At 34.3% G+C, this 16112-nt stretch carries 8 protein-coding genes; 3 read left to right on the plus strand and 5 right to left on the minus strand.

All coding sequences use genetic code 11. The annotated features are described in order from the left end of the window. Window position 1: 1 nt before the first annotated feature. Window positions 2–1297, minus strand: a complete 1296-nt coding sequence (locus tag H6578_06015) for a DUF2851 family protein (protein ID MCB9226703.1) — start codon at window positions 1295–1297, stop codon at window positions 2–4. A gap of 371 nt (window positions 1298–1668) precedes the next feature. On the opposite strand from H6578_06015, the gene H6578_06020 reads away from it, so the two are divergent. Then, window positions 1669–2460 carry a hypothetical protein gene (locus H6578_06020; protein ID MCB9226704.1) on the plus strand — a complete coding sequence of 264 codons (792 nt, stop codon included), beginning with the start codon at window positions 1669–1671 and terminating at the stop codon, window positions 2458–2460. A gap of 593 nt (window positions 2461–3053) precedes the next feature. Here H6578_06020 and H6578_06025 read toward each other — a convergent pair. The 4 genes from H6578_06025 to sppA all read right to left on the minus strand — a co-directional run bounded on the left by H6578_06025 (window position 3054) and on the right by sppA (window position 14960). Further along, window positions 3054–5717, minus strand: a complete 2664-nt coding sequence (locus H6578_06025; GenBank protein MCB9226705.1) for a valine--tRNA ligase — start codon at window positions 5715–5717, stop codon at window positions 3054–3056. A 103-nt stretch (window positions 5718–5820) separates the two neighbouring features. Continuing rightward, the gene (locus H6578_06030; protein MCB9226706.1) at window positions 5821–12486 is read right to left on the minus strand and encodes a gliding motility-associated C-terminal domain-containing protein; all 6666 of its coding nucleotides are present in this window, start codon (window positions 12484–12486) and stop codon (window positions 5821–5823) included. Window positions 12487–12503: 17 nt separating this feature from the next. Beyond that, window positions 12504–12977, minus strand: coding sequence for a hypothetical protein (locus tag H6578_06035; protein MCB9226707.1), 474 nt, complete (start codon window positions 12975–12977; stop codon window positions 12504–12506). Window positions 12978–13178: 201 nt separating this feature from the next. Beyond that, the gene (gene sppA / locus H6578_06040; GenBank protein ID MCB9226708.1) at window positions 13179–14960 is read right to left on the minus strand and encodes a signal peptide peptidase SppA; all 1782 of its coding nucleotides are present in this window, start codon (window positions 14958–14960) and stop codon (window positions 13179–13181) included. Window positions 14961–15002: 42 nt separating this feature from the next. Between sppA and folK the strand changes: the two genes are divergently transcribed. Together folK and H6578_06050 are read left to right on the plus strand one after the other, a co-directional pair. Next, window positions 15003–15488: a 2-amino-4-hydroxy-6-hydroxymethyldihydropteridine diphosphokinase gene (gene folK, locus H6578_06045; protein ID MCB9226709.1), complete on the plus strand. Its 486-nt coding sequence runs from the start codon at window positions 15003–15005 to the stop codon at window positions 15486–15488. Beyond that, the gene (locus H6578_06050) at window positions 15488–16111 is read left to right on the plus strand and encodes a deoxynucleoside kinase (protein MCB9226710.1); all 624 of its coding nucleotides are present in this window, start codon (window positions 15488–15490) and stop codon (window positions 16109–16111) included. The genes folK and H6578_06050 overlap by 1 nt, the downstream gene beginning before the upstream one ends. The last annotated feature ends 1 nt before the right edge of the window (window position 16112 follow it).

The following is a 16112-nucleotide window of genomic DNA, read 5'->3' on the forward strand; positions in this document are numbered from 1 at the left end:
ATTATTTTGCTTTTAACAGTTCATAGCCAATTCTACATTCCAAACATTTTTTAGCACTGCAATATGATTTATGTAATGTAAGCACCGCCTGGGTTTGAGATGCATTTTTTAAATTAAAATTTAAAGTTTTATACTTTGTAATTATTGAATTTTGTTCGGCATTTATATCTTGTAAAATATTGAGTGCCTTATCTACATATTTTTGTTCATTAATATATTTTCCGTAAAAAAACACAAAAGGAACTACCACATTTATAATTAATTTTTCTTTAAACGACTCACTTATATTTTTTGAAATTTTAGGACTTTCTTTTTCAAAAGTATAATGCTTTAGCCAAAATTCCGAAACTTGTATTTCAAATAATTCTTTTAGTTCTTTAATACTGTCAATTTCTAATATTTTTGAGAATAATCGGGGTTCTTTATACAATAATGCCGCTAATTGTGCTATTCTAACAGTGGGAAAATTAGGCGGACGCACTCCCGCATATTTCCACTGCGAAGCTTTGCAAAACTGCTTTAACTTAAACAGCTTTTTGGTGTATTCATACTCGTTTTGCAATTTTAAAGCATAAGCGTTTTTACTGTTTAGCATACCCGCCAAACCAAATAAAAACGACTCCAACTGCTGTTTGCTTAAATTTTGCTTTAGCAACTGCGTTAAAGTAAAAGACCGTGCCAGTAGTTCAAAAGCATCTTTATTAGCCGGAGCACCAAAATATTTAAACAAAGTAATTAAAAACGCATAATCTAAATCGCCATGTGCATATTCTAAATCTTTTTCAATGTCTGTAACTTTCCTTTCTAATCTTTCATACAGCAGCGACTCTAAAAAATTGGAAATAATAAAATCATCTATATCTTTTATCAAATTTTCGCAGGGAATAAAACTTGGCTTGCCTTCAAATAATTTTAAATACTGCTGTAAAGTTGATTGATATATTTTATGACCAATACTTATGGTTGGCACTGCTCGTCCATTCTGCAAAATAATGGGTTTAACATCTTCATTATAATACACCACATGAAGAATTACATTATTGTATGCTTTATTTTCTTTATGTTTATGTTCTTGCCAATTTTTATTGTACAAATGAATTTCAACGTTTCCTGCCCAAACGGTATCGCCTATTTTTATTTTGGCATTAATAAAATCCGGTCCTCCGTGTATGCTGTTTTGTGTTCCTTGTTTTAGTATTTCTATTTTTTCGCCAAAATTGGTTTCTAAATCTACTTTATCAAATAGACCAAATTTCCATACATACTGTACAAAATCTTCTGACACTTTAGGCAACATAAGACATAAATATAAGCATATTATATTATTTGAAGAAATAAAAAAAGTTTTTTCTTATCTCGTTCGTTATACCTCTACTGTCAGCAGACACGGTCTCCGCAGATAGATTTGCAGATTAAATTTTCTCGCAAAGACGCAAAGAACGCAAAAGGGTGTGGAATCTAATTTGGAAATGTTGGCTTAATGGACATTTTTTAGGATAGGAATCGCTGTAACAGTTATAATTATTAGCTTTGAGGGCAATCAAAGGTTATGAATAAAAAAAGTGCTTAAGCTGTGGTAAAGGATTTACCAAGAAAAATGGAAAAGTTAAAGGTGTTCAATTGTATAAATGCTCTTATTGTGGGAAACAATTTTTAGGAGGTAATAGGATTGACAATAAGATTCTTTGGGATGAATACTTATATGGAAAACAAACCTATTCTCAACTTGCTATTAGATATACATGTTCAGTAAAAACCATTCAAAGAAGATTGGATTCTATTTTAGTTGAATTAAAATCAAAAGTTCCAAGAGAAGTAGTTGTTCTTATGGATACAACCTATTGGGGAAGGAACTTTGGCGTTATGTTGTTTAAGGATAGTCTAACAAAAGAGAATTTATTGAAGTACTATGTCAGAACAGAAACAAATGCTTTATATATCAAGGGAATCAATGAATTAAAATCTTTGGGGTTTAAGATTAATGGTATTGTTTGTGATGGAAGAAAAGGTTTAATCCAATCATTTGATGTTCCTGTTCAAATGTGTCAATTTCATCAATCTGCAATTATACGAAGATATTTAACCAAGAACCCCAAACTTATAGCATCTAAAGAACTAATGGAAGTTGTCAATTTAATGAAGCAAACAGATAAAGAATCTTTTACAGGAGCTTTAGATTTATGGTTTAATAAATGGGAAGACTTTCTCAATGAAAGAACGATTAACCCCGTTACAAATAAATCCTTTTATACACATAAAAAATTACGAAGTGCATATAGAAGTTTAAAAAATAATTTACCTTGGTTATTTACTTGGTACGATTATATAGAACTTAATATTCCAAACACTACCAATGCTATTGATGGTCATTTTGCAGACTTAAAGAATAAACTAAGAAACCACAATGGATTATCTAAAAAAAGAAAAATTAAATTTATAGATGAGTTTTTAAAGGCATAAAGCTCTCCAAAAATAGCTATGGACTCCTAATTTTAGCAGTCCATAGTACCGATATTTTTATCGAGCATCTACATTATCCCTGACGAGTTGCTCTCCAGCAGAGCTCGCTTCCGTTTATATAGACAACACAAATTTGGAAAATTAAATTTGACAATCCTAAAAAACATAAAAAATAGAGCCTAAAAAATGTCCATTAGAACTTCACGTCTGAAAAATAGCCTAATTTTTGTCCATTATTCCGAAATGTTATATACACTATAAACATTCTCTATAGTACGTCATGTCTCTACCTATCGGCAGACACGGTGCGAAGGCAGGCATCTCAATGTCAGATAGCACAGTTTTATTGTAAAGGATTACCGCCTCCTACCTTCGGTAGGCAAGTTAGCGGCAATGACGTTTTTGGGGAAAGCTTTTTCTATCTCGTACGTCTTTACGATGAGTGTAGTGAAACTAAACGAAGAAGTAATCTCTTTAGACAGAGTTTAGCTTACACTCTCCTTTGTTCGCAAAGACGAACACACAGGAGTACGCCTTTGCGAGTTTACTGTACTAGTGCCACCACTTGGAGTGGTGGCACTAGTGATGATTTACTACAAATTAGCCAAACTCTCTTCTAAAAGTTTTATTTTAGCTAAAGCATCTGCTTGCTTTTGTTTTTCTATAGCTACTACTTTTTCTGGTGCGTTGTTTACAAATCTCTCGTTGTTGAGTTTTCCTTCTACCGATTTTAAAAAACCTTTTGTATAGTTTAATTCTTCTTGCAGTTCTTGTTTCTTAGCATCTAAATCTACTTCCTTATTCAAATCAATAAAAAACTGCTGCCCTTTTACTATAAAACTTTCTGCCCCATTTATTTTATCTGTAGTTTTTTCAAGCAGTTCTAAACCTGCCATTTCTATAAGTTTGTCCGCAAAATCAGCATAAATACTTTCGTTATCAGTAAGTACATAAGCTTTTACTTTATCGGCATTTTTAAGTTGATTTTTAAGCCTAATTTCTCTTATAGCTGTTAGAATTTCTTTAGCATATTCTCCTTTATCTATTATTGCTGTATCTACTTTTCCTACTGTAGGCCACTGCGTTAAGTTTATAGACGCTCCTGCTGCTCGTTTTTCCATATCTTGCCATATTTCTTCTGTAATAAATGGCATAAAAGGATGTAATAACTGCAATACTTTTTCAAAAAACGCTAAAGTTTTATTCAGTGTTTCTTTATCTTGTGTTTTGCCATATTCCGGTTTTACAAACTCTAAATAAGTACTAAAGAAATCTTGCCAAATAAAATTATATAAAGTAAATAACGCCTCAGAAATTCGGTAAGAATCTAATGAGCTATTTACATTTTCTATAGTTGCACTCAGTTTGTTTTCAAACCACTTTATAGTGTTAGCATTATTGCTTGGTTTGTCTTCCGCATTTTCTTGCCACATTTTTACTAAACCGTAAGCATTCCATATTTTAGTAGTAAACTTTTTGCCTTGTTCGCATAGTTTTTCATCAAACAGCAAATCATTTCCTGCCGAGCTAGCACTCATCATTCCAAAACGAACGCCATCGGCACTATATTCATCTAATAATTTTAGTGCATCGGGAGAATTTCCTAAAGATTTTGACATTTTACGTCTTTGACTATCCCTAACCATTCCTGTAAAATAAACATCTTTAAATGGCTTTTGTAGGTCTATTGGTCGTTTGCTACCATCGGCTAAAGGTATAGTAGGTGTAAATTCATAAGCACCAAAAATCATACGTGCTACCCAAAAGAATAAAATATCCCAGCCTGTTACCAAAACATTTGTAGGGTAATAATAATTAAAGTCTTTTCTATCGCCTTCAAAACCATCAAAAACGGAAATAGGCCACAGCATAGATGAAAACCATGTATCAAGCACATCATTATCTTGACGTAAATCTGCTATAGTTAAATCTTTATTATTGAATTTAGCCTTTGCTTTTTCTACCGCTTCTTCTTCATTGTGTGCTACCACAAAGTCTTCTCCGTAGTACCAAACCGGTATTTGATGCCCCCACCACAACTGTCGGGAAATAGGCCAATCTCTAATATTATCCAACCAATGTTTATACACTTTTTTAAAATGAGGTGGCACTATATTAATGTCATCATTCATTACGTGTTTTAATGGCTTTTTTATTATTTCGTCCATTTTAACAAACCACTGCAATGATAAACGTGGCTCTACTACGGTATCGCTGTTTCTTTCAGAAAAACCTACATTATTTACTATGTCTTCTGTTTTTTCAAGCAAATCATTTTTAGCTAAAAGCTCCGCCATTTTATCTCTAACTACAAATCTATCTTCGCCCACAAAAATTTGTCCAGCTTCACTAATTGTTCCATCTTCATTAAAAACGTCTATGGTTTCTAAATTGTGGCGTTGCCCTATTTCATAGTCATTAATATCGTGTGCAGGCGTAACTTTAAGCATTCCTGTACCAAATTCTATATCAATATAGCTGTCGCAAATAATGGGTACTTCTCTGTTAATTATAGGTACTATTACTTTTTTGCCATGCAAATGCTTATATCTTTCGTCATCGGGGTGCACACAAACGGCAGTATCGCCCATTATTGTTTCCGGACGAGTAGTGGCAACAGTAATATAATCTTCAGTCCCAACAATTTTATATTTTACGTAGTAAAGCTTAGAATTTACTTCTTTGCGTATTACCTCTTCATTGCTTAAAGTGGTTTGTGCCTTGGGGTCCCAATTTACAATTTGCCAATCTCTATAAATATATCCTTTTTCGTACCAAATATTAAATACTTTGTTTACCGCTCTATTTAAAGAAGGTTCCATGGTAAATCGTTCTCTATCCCAATCGCAAGAAGCTCCCATGCGTTTAAGTTGATTTACTATTATTCCACCGTATTTATCTTTCCACTCAAAACAATGCTCTAAAAATTCTTCTCTGGAAATATCGCTTTTTTTAATACCTTCTTCTCTTAATTTAGCCACTACTTTAGATTCTGTGGCAATGGCGGCATGGTCAGTACCGGGCACCCAGCAAGCGTTTTTGCCCAGCATACGTGCTCTACGAATTAAAATATCTTGAATAGTATTGTTGAGTATATGCCCCATGTGCAAAACTCCCGTAACATTTGGTGGAGGAATAACTATAGTGTATGGCTCACGCTGGTCTAGTTCAGATTTGAATATCTTATTATCTAACCAATATTGATACCATTTTTTTTCTACTTCTAAAGGATTGTATGTTTGTTTGCTCATTTTAATTTTTCAGATTTGCAAAGTTATTAAATAAGAATTTTTGGTTGAAATTATATCAAATAAAAAAGGCTCCACTTAGGAAGCCTTTTCTATTTATTTTTTATAAATACTACCTCAATACGGTAATTGTTCCACTAAATGTTTCTGTTCTATCGTCAAAATAGCTGACTTCTACTTGATAGACATAAGTACCTATTGGCACAGGCTGTCCTTTATAAGTTCCGTCCCATGCACTTCGTGGATTAGAACAGTCTAATGTATTAGGATCTGCCGGTCCATTAGTTTGCGTAGCATTAGCAAAAACCATTTCTCCCCAACGGTTAAATACTTTTACATCTAAGTTTTTAGCTCCAGCTACGTTCATTTCAAAATAATCATTTAAACAATCGGCATTAGGAGAAAAAGCATTAGGGAAAAATACAGGGAAATCTGTTCTAACGGTTACATCTAAAGTATCAAAAGTAGAACAACCTACTCCGTTTATAAATTCTATTACTTCCACTATAACTTGCGTTGTTTGTGTAATATTAGCACTTGGATTAGGACATAAAGTGTCATAATCGCAATTGTCATAATTAAAATCTATAGGACTCCAAATGTAATTTATAATGGTAGTAGAGTCTGTAGTGTTTGAAAGTACGGCATCAAAATCAACTTGCTCGCCATTAACTATTATTATTTCTTCATCTTCATTAATTACACTTGCTGTTGAACCAAATAAATTAACTTGAACAGAAGTGTTTGAAGAAATTTGGAACTGTGTACTTGCCACGCAACCTCTATTGTCTTCTACACTTACAAAATAAGAACCTGCACCTAAATTATTATAGAAACTGTCTGTTTGATAATTTCCGTTTAGCTCATAGCTGTACGGTGCATTACCTCCATCTACCACTATGCTTGCATAGCCATCTCTTCCGCTTATACAAGTTGAATTTCCCGGTTCTACACTAACCGTCATAGTATCCGGATTGGTTAAATAAACAGAATCTAAAAGTACGCATCCATTGTGATCGGTAATGGTAACTACATACCATCTATCTCCACTTAATTGATTAGCTACCATTCCGTATTGAAGCGGAGTAGTATTCCACTCATAAGAGTATGGCAATGTTCCACCATTTACGCCTACAGAAGCTATCCCTGTTTCTTCGCCAGGACAACCAGGCTGCGTAGGCGAAATATTGCTTACTAATTGTTGTGGTTGATTAATAGTATAAGAAGCAGTTTTTATACATCCATTAGCATCGGTAACGGTAATAGTGTATGTATCGGCAGTTAAATTACTTGCCGTTTCAGCATTTCCGCCACTTGGTGTCCAAGCTATGGTATATGGTGCTGTACCACCTGTAACACTTGTTATTATTTCTCCATTATTTCCTCCAAAGCACGTAACATGAGATATTCTTATTAATGTTATTGCTAAATCGGTGGTTGGTCCTGAAATAGTATCACGCACATAAGTGGTACAACCATTAGCATCAGTTACTGTTACACTTACTGCACCTGCTTCTACGTTAGAAACCGTTTGAGCGGTATCATTATTATGCCATAAATAAGTATAAGGTGCTGTGCCTCCTGTAACATTTACGGTAGCTTGCCCACTCTCATTGCCATAACACAACACATCTACTGTTGAAATAGAAGCAGAAAGTGCAACACTTGGCTCGGTAATGGTAAAAGTATCAGAAACAGAACAGCCTTTATTATCTGTTACTGTTAAATAATAATCTCCACCACTTAACCCGGAAATATCTTCATTGGCAGATGAGAAACCGGCATTAGAGCTTGTCCAAGAATAAGTATAAGTTGGCGTACCGCCTGTAACATTAACGCCTATACTTCCTTCGTTTTTGCCAAAGCAGTTTACATTATTTAATGACTCAAGGGCAATATTTAACTCAGCAGGTTCTTGTATTTGTACTGGAGTTACCGGATAATTTGTTGTACATAAACTATCGTCATAAAGTTTTATAAAATAATTTCCTGCACCTAATCCTCCAAATATATTAGATGTAGAAGTGTCATTATTTATCACATAATTTGCATTGCCATTAAAGCTGGTACCGTAAACAGCTATTTGCCCATCATTTGCTCCATTACAATTTGGTTCTGTTACAAATAATGAATCAAATCTTGGAGATTGCAATTGAGAAACTTCCAATAAATTATTCATATTAGAAGTACATCCATTAGAGTCCGTAGCCACGGCATAATAAAATCCTTCTAAAGTTTGATTTCCAAAGGAAATAGTATCTCCAGTTCCTGTAATAGGCAACCCAACACTTACAGAAGCATTGTAATATAATTGATAAGTAACAAATAAATCTGAACTATCTAATAATATTTCAGCACCTCCTGTACCTACACAATAACTTCCTCCTCCAATTAAATTATGTGATGGAGGACCTGAAGAAGACGTAACTGTAGCAAAACCTTGCATAGTATCTAAACAACCCGGAGGATTCAGATATTGAGCTATAACATAATAGTTGCCCAAATCAGTATGAGAGCCTAAAGTAATTGCTCCTCCAGAACCATTATTTGAAGCTACGGGATTCCAAACTCCTGCATTATCATAGTATAAAGTATATTGAGTTCCTATTTCTGAACCATCTACACCAATAAGTACACCTGTTGATGAATTAGAACAAACAACACCTCCACCCGTTACATTAAATAAAGTAGGTGTAGATACAATATTAATTGTAACATTTGTAGGTAAAATTATCTCACAACCAACAACTCTGTAGGCATGAACTTCGTATAATCCTGCTATGGTTTGATTGCCAAAAGAAATAGTTCCTCCTGTTCCTAACAGCGTTTGTCCAGTAGTAGTACCATTAGCATATAACTCATAAATAACACCCACTTCAGAAGCAATTACATTAATAGGCAATCCATTATCTCCAAAACAATAATCACCACCTCCTTGCACAACCGGTGCAGAACTAGGGTCAGCTGCAACATATACTGTATGATAAACCGGTATTGACCATCCGCAACATTCGTCTTCAACTTGATACTTTATTTGAAAAACTCCATAGCCTGGCAAACCAGGTCCACCAAAATAGTTTACACTCACATTTCCCGGATCTTCTACAGTTCCTGTATAAACAGGAGAAGGGTTAGGATTTATTACATTATATGGATTACTTACTTGCTGAATTGTCCATCTAAAAGATTTTGAACCACTAATACTATTAGGATTACTTGAAATAATAAATTGATTTCCATTGCAAATAGTATCTTCTACGACATTAATTTCGGGTAAATCTCTAACATCATCTATAAAAACAAAGTTATTATAAAGTGTAGCACCGTTTAAAAGGTCTTTTTTACCTACTGAAGTAAAATATACCGTAGCTTCATTGGCTGGATATGAATAATTTCCTGCGGATACATTATCAACTAACTGACCATCTGTCCCGAAATCTGCAAATGAACCAGAAGATTTAGTATAATAAACTTCGGAATTTGTACAACCTCTTGGGTATCGTGCAGTATTTACTGGCGTAACAGGCACGTATCCTCCTGATGCAGAAGAGTTTACAACTATTGGAGCTAAAGAACTAACTGTAGGAACAGTTCCTCCTCCTGCTGTAGCTATTGCTAATCTTACACCGCTATTGGCATCTCCACCATCTCCACCTTTTCCTCCGGCACTTCCTGCTCCACCATATCCACCTCTGTTAGAGTCTCCATCGCTACATCCATTTCCTTGTGCAGATTGTGCACGGCTAGATCCACCATTACCCCCTGTACCGCCAAACCCACCTTGCCCTAATGCTCCGGAATTAACCTCAGAATTTAAGACATTTCCTCCTGCACCTCCGTTAAAGATAAATATCCCATAAGAAGATCCTCCACCTTTTCCTCCTGCTGCGGCACCACCACCACCGCCTCCACCAGAGCCACCAGAACCACCACCTCCAGCGGCATCACAACCTCCGGTATCTCTACCAGCACCGCCACCGCCACCGCCACCGGAACCACCAGCTCCAGCAGTGCCGTTAGTACCATAAGATGGCATAAAATATCCAGAGACAAAAGTAGCAGCTACAGTAACACCATTAGCTCCCGAAGTACCTGGAGCTGTAGCATCGCCACCAGCCCCACCATAAGGTGTATCTCCATTATTGCCATCCGGTGGTCCGCCTATTCCTGCATTTCCTGCACTAACTCCACTTCCGGCTAAACCATTAAATCCATTAGAACTTGAATTTTCATCTCTTCCATTTCCTCCTCTGCCTCCTGCTCCTCCATTAGATGCAGAACCACTTATACTGGATGCATTAGCACCTCCACTTCCACCTCCGCCTCCATTTCCGCCAGAGCCACCACTATCTGTACCCGTTATATTACATCTACATTGTCCTGCTCCCCCTGTTGCTCCTGTTGCTCCTTGTGCTCCATTAGCTCCATCCCATGCTGAGTTGTACCCCGATTGATTAGGGTCTCCTTGTCCGTTAGTTGCATTCCCTGCATTAATTATACATCTTGTTATTTCATATCCGGACGAACCATTTATCCATATAGCATAATTTGATTTTCCAAATCCATTTGATGTTTGTCCTGATGCATCTACTGTATTTATAGTTAAATCTTGCAATAACCAATTATTTGTTCCATTGGATTTGAATCCAACTACATGAGCGATATCTCCATTTATAGTTTCTTGTCCAGAAAAATTAATTGTAGAAACTGAAGAAGTATTTTTTCTCCATAATCCACTAGAAATTTGCCATCCTCCTTCTAAAATAATATTATTTGGAATGTTTACAGGATTAGAAATATTATATACTCCTTCTAATAATCTAACATGATTTCTTGAAGGATCTCCGCTTGCTATAAGTAATGCTTGCAGCAATGACTGTATTGGTTCTAATTCTGTACCCGGAAATGCATCATTACCGGTAGGAGAAACATGAATATAGCCACAAGCTCCTTCTGAAACTACTACATCACAAGTTGATGTCATATTGCCACATGGTGTATTAATTGTCATTGTTACTACATAAACGCCTCCTAATCCACCTGTATTAAATGTTATATCTGTTGTAGTAGCATTAGGTGAAGCAATAACAATGCTAGGCAATGCAGGAGAAACACTCCAAGTATATGATGTAACATTTGCAAAACCAGCTGGGTCTGGTGGAACTGCTACCGAAAAAGTACCTGTTGCACCAGCAGAAACAGCCAAGCCACACAATGGAGAACTTACCGGAGGAGCTGGTGCTCCTGTTTCAAAATAAGTAACTCTTATACATTCAGATATAACTTCATTCATTCTTGGTCCAGTACTACTTGTACTTCCAGAGCCGTCTCTATTAGAAACTATTAATCTATAAACTTTTGAACCTGTAGTTTGAGGAGGTGTAAAATCTTTACAATTTTCTCCAGATATATCTGTCCATGTAGCTCCCACAGGACAACCCGGACCTCCTACACTATTATCATCTGCCACTTGCCATTGATAGTATGTGCCGTTAGTAACAGTTGGCGTAATATTTAAAGGTGTGCCAATACACTCTACTAAATCTTTACTTCCGGGAATAGTTACCGTTGGTGCACTCATTGTATATTTATATCTCACTTTTACTATCCAGTTTCCAAATTGAACAGCATTACTAATTCTTACTGGCACATCAATAACATTCCATGTATCTGCCGGAGCATCTCTCCAACTAATTGTTTTTGTTAGAAAAGCACGAAAATCATCTACATTTGTTCCACTTGAATTATATTGACATTCTAAAGCATCTGCACAGGTACCATTTCCATCTTCTCCTTCCCAAACTTCAACTTCAAATGAAAAACTCTCCATATTTGTAGTACCTGCTGTATAGGACTTATTCAACATTTGTACCGAACCTGTTGGCACCATATTCCATTCCGGTTGATTTTGGTCTAATACGGTTATTGGTAAGCCATAATCGCAATTTACACACGACCAAGGAGTGTAATTAACATCTAAATTATCTTTAGCTCTTAACTTTAATCTTATATCTTCAGCACCACTTACACTAACTAAACATGCTCCACCGTCAAAATCAGAATCACTCCATACTCCCATAAACTCAACATCTAAATCTATAGCTGCATCATTATAAATAGGACTACTGCACAAAGCAGGCAAAGGCGTTACCCAATCCCATTGATAAGCCAGCACTACGCCATAATAATCAGCATGACTACCATTTGATTCTACCATTGCATAGTGCACTTCTCCCGCTGGAGCGGATCTAAAACTATAAACACTTTGGTATGTTGATGTTGTAATTCTATTATCATCACTTTCTAATCCTAAAAAGCCACAAGAGCCCTCATAAGCCCATGCATCTCCACAGTCATCTTCAAAAAATTCTGCTACTCTAAAATCAAAAGAATTTGGTACTAATGTACCCGTATAGGTTCTGTCAAATATTTTATATCCTTTAGTGGCTGGAGATTCAAGTACCACAGACGAAGGCAATTGTGTGCCTGCTAATTGATTCATTCCATAGAATGAGTTATTATCTCCGTCCCATCTTAAATTAAATCCTGAAGGAGAATAATCATACCCCGGAGTGGCACTATTAGGAACTCTAACTTGTAAATTCTTAGCCACATATTCTTGCACTCCCGATTCATCACAGTTGGCGTTAGACCACACTTTATGCACCCAAACTCTCAGTCTTATCTGTCCATCATTATATACCTGTGCATTCAAAGAATTAAATGAAAAAATCAATGAAGCCAAAGAAAATATTAATACAATGTAATTTTTTTTCATATCGTTGGTTTATGGTTTTAGTCGTTTAGCTTAATTATATAAAATCTGTCTTCATGGAGTAAACAAGTAACTCTAACTATGTCAGCTCGTTCATTCTTATAAAAATACAAATCCATGTCAGCAAGTTTAACATTTTTATCATATCCGTATCTGTATAAAACATTATGCACTTCTACTCTATCTATTTTACTTTTAAAATTTAATAGATTAGTTTTTATATCCTTACTAAGTTCCGTGAAAAGTTTATATTGATTTACGGCATCATTTGAGAAATTCTTAAAATAAAAATCAAAAGTAGGTTGCTCCAAATCTGCTCCATACACTATTTCTTCACAAAGTTTATCTTGGAGAAAACAAGAGTTTAACTGATTTTCATATATCTTTACTGTACTTGGAGGCAATCTATATTCAGAATTTCTATCTATTGTTTGTGCATACTGCACCGCAATGAATAAAGAAAAAATTATTGCAAGGTAAATTTTGTTAATCATATTAAGTTGTTGGTTTTAAACCACCAAATTAACATTTTTTCAGAAAAGTATATAATTTTATTATAAATATTTTATGGTTTGTTGCAAAAAATCGTTTTTTAGCATGTGTACACACAAAATAGATGCATCATTTTTATATGTGATGCTATTTTTTCAATATAATACCAATTAGGAATTTATAGCGAAAAAGAAAACTTAACTTTAATTAATTTCCAATGTATAAGGCATTGCCATTTGCACTTTGCCTTGCATATTATTTATCCGCTGTAGCTCTTGATAATATGGATATAAAACGCCCATACTTTCTTTAATCTTATTGTTTTTAGCTTCTACTCCTAAATCTTCTAAAATAGCTTCTATTGGCGATTTTTGTTTTGGATATTCTTTAATTCTATAATCGCTTAATTCTGCTAAAGATGATGCATATTTTACGGCTTCATCTAAACCGCCTAATTCATCTGCTAAGCCTCTCTCTATAGCTTGTTCTCCTGTCCAAACCCTACCACTGGCTACTGCCAATACTTTTTCTATAGGCAAACCTCTACCCTCTGCCACTCTGCTTGTAAAAGTAGTATAAATATTATCTACATTTTTTTGCATTACTTCGGCTTCAAAAGGTGTAAATTCTTTAGTTACTCCATTAGAAACGGCATGGTCGTTTAAAGTCACTTCGTCAAAAGTAACTCCTAATTTATTATTAAGAAAATCTTGCAAATTAGGCACTAAACCAAACACACCTATAGAACCTGTTATGGTATTTTCTTCTACAAAAATTCTATTGGCATTGCACGAAATATAATACCCACCGGAAGCTGCCACATCGCCCATAGAAACCACTACGGGTTTATCTTGTTTTGCCAATGTTATTTCTCTCCACATAACCTCAGATGCTAAAGCACTTCCTCCCGGAGAATTTACTCGCAATACTATGGCATCAATATCCTCATCTTGTCTTAATTCTCTTATAATTTTTGAAAAACTTTCGCCACCAATACTACTTCCGTCTTCTCCCTTTCCGTCCACTATATCGCCCTCAGCATAAACTACCGCTATTTGGTTTGACGATTTATTAGTTTTAGCCGTAGAAATAGCATAAGCACTCATATCTACTACATTCAAATCATCTTCATCTTTTATGCCTGTTTTCTCTTTTAAATTAGTTAATATTTCGTCATAATATTTTGTTCCGTCTATTAAACCGTAGTGCAAACTGCTATCCGGGTCAAGACCTTGAAGATTATTAATTATAGCATCAACTTTTTCCGGAGTTAAATTTCTTGCTATTGCTATGTTATTTACAAAATCATGCTTTATGCCTCCCAATAAATATTCTAATTGCTCTCTGTTGGCATCGCTCATTTTTTCATTAATAAAAGGTTCTACAGCACTTTTAAAATCGCCTACTTTAAATACTTGTACTTTGGCGTTTAATTTTTCTTCTAATAGTTTTTTAAAGAAAGTCAATCTTGTACCTATTCCTCTTATTTCCATATATCCTTCCGGATTTACATATAGTTCATTGGCTACAGTAGATAAATAATATGTTTTTTGGTCTAACATTTCGCCATAAGCAACTATAAATTTTCCGCTTTCTTTAAAATCTAATAATTTTTTTCTTAAAGCATCTATGGTGGCATATCCTTCGGGTAGCATAGACATTTTAATATAAATACCTTTTATTCTATCGTCTGTTTTAGCAAATTCTATGGCTTCTAAAACGCTTTGTAATCCGGCACTTTCTTTTGGCATTTCTTGAGGACTGGTATAATTAAATGATGAAAAACCATCTTTTTCGCTCAATCCTTCCGATAAATCTAATTGAATAATGCTGTTGTCTTTTATATCTACTTGCACAGAGGAATCGGCTTTACTTCCAAAACTGGCTATCATAGCTCCTATAAAAATTACGGCTATTATTCCTGCTATTATTTGAAAAATAAATAAACCTACTATTGTAGCAAATACTTGTTTAAAAAAATTCATGTTATTTTTGTTTTTGGCAAAGCAAAAGTACAATAATATTTTATGAAAGCATATATTTTATTAGGAAGCAATATGGGAAACAGATTGGGATATATCCAATTTGCTAAATATTTTTTAAATAAAGATTTAGGAAGCATTACTAAAGAGAGCAAACTATACGAAACCAAAGCGTGGGGATATGAAAGCAAAAAGGATTATATAAACCAAATTGTGCTTTTAGAAACCAATTTACCGCCCAATGAATTAATGCAACAACTTTTATTAATAGAGCAAAAAGGTGGCAGAAAAAGATTTAAAAAAATGACTGATAGAACTTTAGATTTAGACATTCTATATTATAATGAAGAAATTATTAACACTAAAGATTTATCTATTCCCCACCCAAAAATACAAGAAAGAAGATTTGTACTACAAATACTAAATGAAATAGCTCCAAATTATCTTCATCCTATTTTACTCAAAAAAAACTCAGAATTATTAGATATTTGCCCCGATAAATTAGAAGGAAAAATATTTACAAAAAAATAGTGTATAATTTTATTGCCATAGAAGGTTGCATAGGTGCGGGAAAATCTACACTTACTACCATGTTGAGCCAACATTTTAACTGTACGCACCAATTTGAAAATTTTGAAGAAAACCCCTATTTAGAAAATTTTTATAAAAACCCTACCAATCATGCTTTCCCTTTAGAGCTATTTTTTATGGCAGAAAGGTACAAACAGCAAAAAAGCATGATAGAATCTATTAATTTATTTAACAGCAAATTAATTAGCGATTATGCTTTTTTTAAATCACTTGTGTTTGCCAATATTACTTTAAAAGAAGATGAATTGCAATTGTTTAAAATGCTTTACAATATTATTTATCCTCAATTAAAATACCCCGATATAGTTTTATACTTATATAAAAACATAGATAAACTGCAAGAAAACATTAAAAAAAGAGGTAGAAATTACGAAACGGCAATAACTAATCAATATTTAGAACAACTGAATAACGAATATCTTCATTATTTTAAGCAACAAAATAATTCTACCATAGTCATTTTAAACACCAATAAGCTTGATTTTAAAGCAAATAAAGAAGATTTTAAGCTTATCTTAGATATACTAAACAACCAATTCAACAAAAAACTTAACTATTTATAGC

It is taken from the genome of Chitinophagales bacterium (assembly GCA_020635995.1).
Lineage (GTDB): Bacteria > Bacteroidota > Bacteroidia > Chitinophagales > UBA8649 > JAFMKE01.

Excerpts from the sequence above, each read along its gene's own strand:
- H6578_06015 (MCB9226703.1), bottom strand. The coding sequence starts at position 1,297 with ATGTTGCCTAAAGTGTCAGAAGATTTTGTACAGTATGTATGGAAATTT.
- H6578_06030 (MCB9226706.1), bottom strand. The coding sequence starts at position 12,486 with ATGAAAAAAAATTACATTGTATTAATATTTTCTTTGGCTTCATTGATT.
- H6578_06035 (MCB9226707.1), bottom strand. The coding sequence starts at position 12,977 with ATGATTAACAAAATTTACCTTGCAATAATTTTTTCTTTATTCATTGCG.
- sppA (MCB9226708.1), bottom strand. The coding sequence starts at position 14,960 with ATGAATTTTTTTAAACAAGTATTTGCTACAATAGTAGGTTTATTTATT.
- folK (MCB9226709.1), top strand. The coding sequence starts at position 15,003 with ATGAAAGCATATATTTTATTAGGAAGCAATATGGGAAACAGATTGGGA.